6 protein-coding genes, 1 riboswitch and 1 other annotated feature are annotated in these 7,223 nt (G+C 43.5%); of the genes, 1 reads left to right on the top strand and 5 read right to left on the bottom strand.

Annotated features, from left to right (window positions below; all coding sequences use genetic code 11):
• The 5 genes from hisB to AWH66_RS03950 all read right to left on the bottom strand — a co-directional run.
• Positions 1 to 654 (bottom strand): histidinol-phosphatase (gene hisB / locus AWH66_RS03970; RefSeq protein ID WP_071487842.1); only part of this gene is annotated, 654 nt, incomplete at its 3' end.
• Positions 655 to 682: 28 nt separating this feature from the next.
• Complete coding sequence (gene hisC / locus AWH66_RS03965; protein WP_063605618.1) at positions 683 to 1,735, bottom strand: histidinol-phosphate transaminase; 1,053 nt, start codon at positions 1,733 to 1,735, stop codon at positions 683 to 685.
• Positions 1,735 to 3,033, bottom strand: coding sequence for a histidinol dehydrogenase (hisD, locus tag AWH66_RS03960; RefSeq protein WP_031493478.1), 1,299 nt, complete (start codon positions 3,031 to 3,033; stop codon positions 1,735 to 1,737). The genes hisC and hisD overlap by 1 nt, the downstream gene beginning before the upstream one ends.
• Before the next feature lie 4 nt (positions 3,034 to 3,037).
• Positions 3,038 to 3,934 carry an ATP phosphoribosyltransferase gene (gene hisG, locus AWH66_RS03955; RefSeq protein ID WP_006074105.1) on the bottom strand — a complete coding sequence of 299 codons (897 nt, stop codon included), beginning with the start codon at positions 3,932 to 3,934 and terminating at the stop codon, positions 3,038 to 3,040.
• A 41-nt stretch (positions 3,935 to 3,975) separates the two neighbouring features.
• Positions 3,976 to 4,112, bottom strand: a sequence feature (His leader region).
• A gap of 226 nt (positions 4,113 to 4,338) precedes the next feature.
• On the bottom strand, positions 4,339 to 5,940 hold the full coding sequence (locus tag AWH66_RS03950; RefSeq protein WP_063605619.1) for a Na+/H+ antiporter NhaC family protein: 1,602 nt from the start codon (positions 5,938 to 5,940) through the stop codon (positions 4,339 to 4,341).
• A gap of 113 nt (positions 5,941 to 6,053) precedes the next feature.
• Positions 6,054 to 6,237, bottom strand: a riboswitch (Lysine riboswitch).
• 542 nt (positions 6,238 to 6,779) lie between these two features.
• On the opposite strand from AWH66_RS03950, the gene AWH66_RS03945 reads away from it, so the two are divergent.
• On the top strand, positions 6,780 to 7,187 hold the full coding sequence (locus AWH66_RS03945; protein ID WP_038230058.1) for an H-NS family histone-like protein: 408 nt from the start codon (positions 6,780 to 6,782) through the stop codon (positions 7,185 to 7,187).
• Positions 7,188 to 7,223: the final 36 nt, after the last annotated feature.

The raw sequence follows: 7,223 nt of genomic DNA, 5'->3' as shown, positions 1-7,223 counted from the left end.
CATCTGGAAACCGCCATGAGTGGCAATTTGATCAAGCATGTGGTCGAAAAAGCCCATGCCCGTCGAGATTTCATTACCACCCGCTTCATCAAGATTTACAAATACCTTGATGTCCGTTTCTTTGGTAGTACGAATCACTTCCGCCGTGCGTGCTTTTACCGTTAAGTCTTTTAAGATTCTCGGCCAACCCATGGTCTCCGGATTGTACTGAATTCCACGAATCGCCATATTTTCAGCTAGCTGAAGGTCAGTTTGTCGGTCACCAATCACAGCTGAGGTTTTGAAATCCACTTTGCCACTTTGAAGATACTCTTTAACCAAACCAAGTTTTGGTTTACGGCATGAACAGTTGTCTTCATCAAAGTGCGGGCAAATTAAAACATCATCAAATTTAACGCCTTGAGACTCGAAGATTTCCATCATCATATTATGAGGAGCGTCAAAGTCTTCCTGAGGATAGCTAGCAGTACCTAAACCGTCTTGGTTAGTCACCATCACAAGGCGGTACCCTGCGTCTTGCAGAGCCAATAAACTTGGAATAACAAACGGCTCGAGTTTGAGTTTATCCAAACGGTCAACTTGAAAATCCACTGGAGGCTCAACAATTAACGTACCATCACGGTCTATAAATAATATTTTCTGTTGGTTGCTCACTTTATAAATCCTTTTCTTGATGGCTAGCTTATGCCGCTGTTTGTTCTAGTTGATTGCGAATAAATGACAATGTCTTCTCACATTCATCACGATTACCAACACTGATTCTTACGCAGTTTTCAATCGGTGAATTTCTAAGAATAATTCCCGTATTCCACGCTGCTTTAAATAGTTCATCGCCATTAGCAAATTCAACGAGTAGATAATTACCCCAACCTTCATATACGGTAACACCTGGTAAGGTCGATAAACCTGCTTGTAGGTAGGCACGATTGGCATTGAGATCCAGCACCTGGAACTTAGCACGCGCTAACCCTTGTTCCGACAAGGCTTGCACCGCGATTTCCGCGACAGGAATTGGTACCGGATATGGTGCAATCACTTTAAGCAGTACGTTGATGAGCTCTTCATTGGCTAGTGTAAATCCGCAGCGAAGACCAGCCAAAGCGAAGGCTTTTGATAATGTACGTAAGATAGCTAAGTTCGGATATTGGGCCAACAAATCAACGGTTGACGCTTCTGGACAAAAATCGATATACGCTTCATCCATGACAACGATGGCCTTATCTTTGGTCATCTCCAATAAAGCGATAATGTCTTCACGCTTAACCAAATTCCCCGTTGGGTTGTTTGGGCTACATACGAACAGCACTTTGACGCCATCTAAATTGGCTTCGATTTCCGGCAAATTGAGCTGCCAATCAACAGTCAGCGGTACCGTTTTACGGTTAACACCAATGGTTTCAGCACTAATGGCGTACATGCCATAGGTCGGCGGACAGAATAGGATGCTATCTTCACCCGGCTCACAAAAAGCACGAATAAGTAACTCAATGCCTTCGTCGGCACCACGAGAAGTCAGAGTTTGTTCTGGTTTAACACCGGCGTATGCGGCATAGGCTTCGATTAGCGCTTTAGGCTGGCATTCGCTGTAGCGATTAAGACGCGCAAAATCTGTTTTATATTCATTATTAAATGGTGATTCATTAGCATTGAGCCAAATATCACCGCTACCGCCAATACGTCGTGCAGACATATACGGCGTTAGCTGTTGAACTTGTTTACGAGCGAGCTTTTCCATTAGTTACTCTCCTGCGCAAGCTTTTCGACACGAATAGTCACGGCACGCTTGTGCGCGTCCAGCCCTTCTGCCTCAGCCATAGTGACAACCGTCGGAGCCAGATTTCGTAACCCATCGGCAGTTAATTCTTGTACCGTCATTCGCTTCGAAAAGTCAGCTAAGCCCAAGCTTGAATAGGTACGAGTGTAACCATAAGTCGGCAGTACGTGGTTCGTACCTGAAGCGTAATCGCCCGCAGACTCTGGCGACCAATCACCCAAGAAAATAGAACCTGCGTTATCAAGTAGCGGCAACAGCTCACGTGGTGCTTTAGTCTGAACAATTAAGTGCTCAGGGCCATAGTAGTTTGAAATAGACACACACTGAGTGATCGATTCAGCGATAATAATGAGACTTGAGCCTAACGCTTGCTGCGCGATATCAGCACGCGACAATTGCTTGAGCTGTTTATTGACCGCCTCTGTTACTTGGTCTGCAATCACTGGAGATGGAGTGACAAGCACTACTTGAGAGTCTGGACCATGTTCAGCTTGGCTCAATAGATCGGCCGCGACAAAATCAGCATCCGCCGTTTCATCAGCAATAACCAACACTTCAGATGGGCCAGCAGGCATATCGATCGCTGCTCCACGGAAATCATTACTCACTTGACGCTTAGCTTCGGTAACATAGGCATTGCCCGGGCCGAAGATCTTATCTACTTTTGAAACGCTCTCTGTGCCATACGCCATCGCCGCTACGGCTTGACCACCACCGACGTTATATACTTCATCGATTTTACATAGCTTAGCAACATAGAGGATTTCATCCGCAATAGGCGGTGGGGAACATAGTACCACCTTACGACAACCAGCAATCTGAGCAGGAACCCCTAGCATGAGCACGGTTGATGGTAATGGTGCGCTGCCGCCCGGTATATACAGTCCAACAGTATTAATAGGACGAGTCACTTGCTCGCAGACAACGCCTGGCTGAGTTTCTACTCTCAGTAGTTCCGGACGCTGAGCTTTGTGGAACTTAGCGATATTAGAATACGCTTGCTCAAGCGCTTGTTTCATTGTTTCAGAAAGGCGCGATGATGCAGCTTCAATCTCTTCGTTAGAGACTCGAATTGAATCAGGTCGAACTCGATCAAACTTTTCTGTAAGATCTAGCAGCGCTTTGTCACCTTCACTACGAACTTGCTCGATAACCGCCGATACCGCAGAAGTAATATTTGCGCCTTCAGTAATCGCAGGACGCTCAAGAATAGACTCTTGTTGCGACTGACTTAATGATTGCCAAACTACAGTTCTCATAGCCTTACCCCATCATTTTCTCAATCGGAAGCACAAGGATAGAACTCGCTCCAAGTTCTTTCAGCTGTTCCATAGTTTCCCAGAACAAGTTCTCTGTACTAACTAGGTGAACAGCCACACGCTCTTTATCTGAAGATAGAGGTAATACTGTCGGATCTTCCGCACCCGGTAAAAGCGCTTTGATTTGCTCAAGTTTTGCGACCGGTGCGTGTAGCATGATGTATTTGGACTCTTTCGCTTGCTGAACACCTTGCATACGAGTTAGTAGCTTCTCGATAAGCGCCTCTTTGTCGGCATCAAACTCCCCTTTGCGCTGAATCAGTGTTGCTTTAGAACGGAAGATCACTTCCGCTTCTTTTAATCCGTTCGCTTCCAGTGTCGCCCCCGTAGAAACAAGGTCGGCAATAGCGTCCGCTAGACCAGCTCGCGGCGCAACCTCGACCGACCCTGTAAGCATACACGTGCTGAAGTCTACACCTTGCTCGTCCATATAAGCTTTCAGTAATTGTGGGTAAGTGGTCGCTATTCGTTTGCCTGCTAGATCTTGTGGACCGTTGTACGTTTCATCTTTGTCGATAGCAATAGATAAACGACAACCACCGAAATCAAGACGGCGAAGCGTTACAAACTCATTGGGTTCACCAAGTGCTTTACGGTCTAAACGAACTTCTTCTAGCTCATTCTCACCAATAAAGCCAAGATCGACGACACCATCCATGATCAAACCAGGGATATCATCATCACGAACCAACAGTAGATCGATTGGCATATTTAACGAGTGAACAACAAGACGCTCACCCATTACGTTGAACTTAACTCCGCATTTTTTTAGTAGGTCTTGGCTTTCTCTACTAAGACGACCTTTCTTTTGTATTGCGATTCTTAGGCGTTGTGTTTGCATTGCTGTATCCCTGTGCAAGATATTGATTTTTAAATTATAAAACGAAAAAACCCTCGGGAGCTTTGGTCTCCCGAGGGTTTAATTCTTTAAATCTTAAATCGAACCTCCGAGAGTTTTACCTATCTCTCGGGTATGCGTTCATCTCCCGAAAGATTAAGCTGGGTGATGATGGTGATGATGAATGTTCATATCAAAATTTAGCATACTTATGTTTAGGTCCTTTGTGTCTGTACCTTCACACTAACGAAGCTCATTATGATTTTCAACCACTATTTTGCAGATCAGCGCATTTTTTTTCCGTACTCGCCAACAAGTATGATTTGTTATTACGAATATCGGCAGAGGTAAGCTAAAAGACATAAAAAAGGAGCCTTGGGAGGCTCCTTGATATTAAAGCAATTTATTTATGCATTCGCTTCTTTAGCCATTCTTGCTTTAGATAAAGCAGAAAGAATGAAACAGACAAGTACAAACGTCACTGTTGAAGCACCGAATGAAAGTGCTACCGACGTTGTCATACCCAATGTAATAAAGCCAACACAAGAAACAAATGCCACTGACAATGCATATGGCAGCTGCGTAGACACGTGGTCAATATGGTTGCAACGTGCACCTGTCGATGACAAGATGGTCGTATCTGAGATTGGTGAACAGTGGTCACCAAATACTGAACCCGCTAACACCGCACCAAGCATTGGAAGCATCATTGCGATATCCGTCGCACCCGCCATATCACCTGCGATTGGTAACATAATTCCGAATGTACCCCATGATGTACCTGTCGAAAATGCCATTAGACCAGAAAGCATAAACAGAATAACTGGTAGCCAATGGACATCAATATTGCCTTGCACTGTTGACGATAGGTAAGCACCTGTTTTCATGTCACCAATGACAGAACCGATAGACCACGCAAAGAACAAAATCAGGATTGCGCCAAACATCGACTTAGCACCAATCCACATGGTCGTTGCAATATCAGCCGCAGAAAGCTTCTGTTTCACAACGGTATAGACTGCTGTTAATAAACCCGCAGAGCCGCCGTAAATTAAAGAAGTACCAACATCGGTATTCTCAAATGCACCAAGAACATTAAATGCAACGCCATCTGCCGCCAGAGCTTGACCACCAGTAAAGATCATCGCAGCTACCATCGCACCAATAAGGACAACAATGGGTAGAATCAGATCTGAAACTGAACCAAAGTCGCTTTCTTTAATATCCAACTCTTCATTCAGCTCATGAGCTTCAGCAGAATCGTTCTCTTTATCTTTATCAAAGCCAAGACCTTGTTTTGCACGAAGCTCGTGCTTACGCATTGGGCCCACATCTAATTGGAACCAAGCAACAGCGAACACCATTAATAGCGCAAACACTGCGTAAAAGTTCATTGGAATTAGGCGAACATACGCACCAATCGCTGAGTATTCAGTAATACCATGTGAGATAAGAATACCGCTGACGATAGTCATAATGTATGCACCCCAGCTCGAGGCTGGCATAAGCACACACATAGGAGCGGCTGTTGAATCTAAAATATAAGCAAGCTTAGCGCGCGATACGTAAAAGCGGTCAGTAACAGGGCGAGAAATCGCGCCAACTGCTAAGCTGTTAAAGTAATCATCAACAAAAATAAACACACCAAGGAATGCAGCAAGTAGCTTTGAGCCACGTTTACTTTTCACGCGTGCTTGTGCCCACTCAGCAAACGCTTTGGTACCACCTGACAACGTTAATAACGCCGTCATCATTCCAAGTAGCAATAGGAAGCCAACGATACTCATGTTCCAGGTGTTTAGACCACCATCTTCAATAACAACGCCGGATACTGTGTCATAGACATAGCCTGCAGCATTCATTACCGAGTAATCGTTAAGTAGAAAAGCGCCTAATACAATACCTACACCTAGGGAAAGCAAAACGCGACGTGTGATAATCGCCAAACTCAAAGCTACGATCGGCGGTAGCAGTGATAATGGTGACGAAGCAAAATCGATTAAATTCATGATCTTCAAAAACCAGTTTTAATTATGGTTAGAGATCTACTGCAGACATGCGTATCTATAAGTTCATACGCAAACGTTGAACTAAGCGAAAGGGAAGTGAACACTTCTCCCAACCCTACAGTAGCGCTCCATAGTTTAACAATATAATAGACTATGGCAGTGTTGTTCGTTTCGGATACAACCCCAGCGAGAGTGCTTGATATTCAACTCTCACTTCGGCGACAGCGCCTTTTTTTGTCGTTCATTGGCATCACCCCAACGACAAGGACTTTTCGCAGTCGCGCCTCTACATCAAAAGAAAAATCATTCACTACTATGCGTTAGCATGTTGAAAGAATGTTCTTACTTTTGCATTAGGTGGACGTCATTGTACTTACCAAAGCATCAATTGCAACATGAATGTTGCTATCACCTTGTAAACAGTGTTGCAGCTTAGTTATAACGCAGAGTTTAAATCAACCATTAACTACTCAGAGATAAACATTTTTTGAACGACCATCACTGACAACTTAATTTTATAGAAGTTCATTTATATCGATTTCAATCAATTCCATAATACTTACAAATAAACTATCAGTCCGAAGAACCATACTTAGTACAATATGCAACAAAATCCACTCAAAGTCCGTCTTTTGTGTAGTTCATACCAAGATCGGGTAATTATTAATGTTTTAGTTTCACCCGCTATATACGCCACTATGTATTTCTATCGCTGTCTATTATCAGGATTTTGTAAGAATTATTATATTTCTTCTCTTATCCACTAAGAAAATATTGTCAATTCAATATTTGCTGTTTATTATTAATCCGAACCAAATAATAATCTCATGGGAACTGTCATGTCTGAATTAACCAAAACTCTACTAAATATTCGTAGCCTACGTGCATTTGCTCGTGAGCTAACTATAGAACAACTAGAAGAAGCACTAGAAAAACTAACTACTGTTGTTGGTGAAAGACAAGAAGCTGAAGCAGAAGAAAGAGCAGCGAAAGAAGCACGCGAAGCTAAATTAAGTGAGTACGCTCAAATGATTGCTCAGGACGGTATTGACGTTGAAGACCTTATCGCTGCACTATCTGGTGAATCTAAAGGTAAAGCAAAGAGCAAACGTGCTCCTCGTCCAGCAAAATACAAATATGTAGACGCGAGTGGCGCTGAAAAAACTTGGACTGGTCAAGGTCGTACGCCTTCTGCAATCCAAACTGCTCTAGACGCAGGTAAATCTCTAGAAGAATTCGAAATCTAATATCTTTAAATAATATTAGATTTATAAAAAAAGCGC

This window comes from Vibrio barjaei (assembly GCF_001639065.2).
Classification (GTDB): domain Bacteria; phylum Pseudomonadota; class Gammaproteobacteria; order Enterobacterales; family Vibrionaceae; genus Vibrio; species Vibrio barjaei.
The sequence above is the reverse complement of the archived record's forward strand: the minus strand, read 5'-3'. Positions and strand labels throughout refer to the sequence as shown.

Excerpts from the sequence above, each read along its gene's own strand:
- hisC (WP_063605618.1), bottom strand. The coding sequence starts at position 1,735 with ATGGAAAAGCTCGCTCGTAAACAAGTTCAACAGCTAACGCCGTATATG.
- hisD (WP_031493478.1), bottom strand. The coding sequence starts at position 3,033 with ATGAGAACTGTAGTTTGGCAATCATTAAGTCAGTCGCAACAAGAGTCT.
- hisG (WP_006074105.1), bottom strand. The coding sequence starts at position 3,934 with ATGCAAACACAACGCCTAAGAATCGCAATACAAAAGAAAGGTCGTCTT.
- AWH66_RS03950 (WP_063605619.1), bottom strand. The coding sequence starts at position 5,940 with ATGAATTTAATCGATTTTGCTTCGTCACCATTATCACTGCTACCGCCG.
- AWH66_RS03945 (WP_038230058.1), top strand. The coding sequence starts at position 6,780 with ATGTCTGAATTAACCAAAACTCTACTAAATATTCGTAGCCTACGTGCA.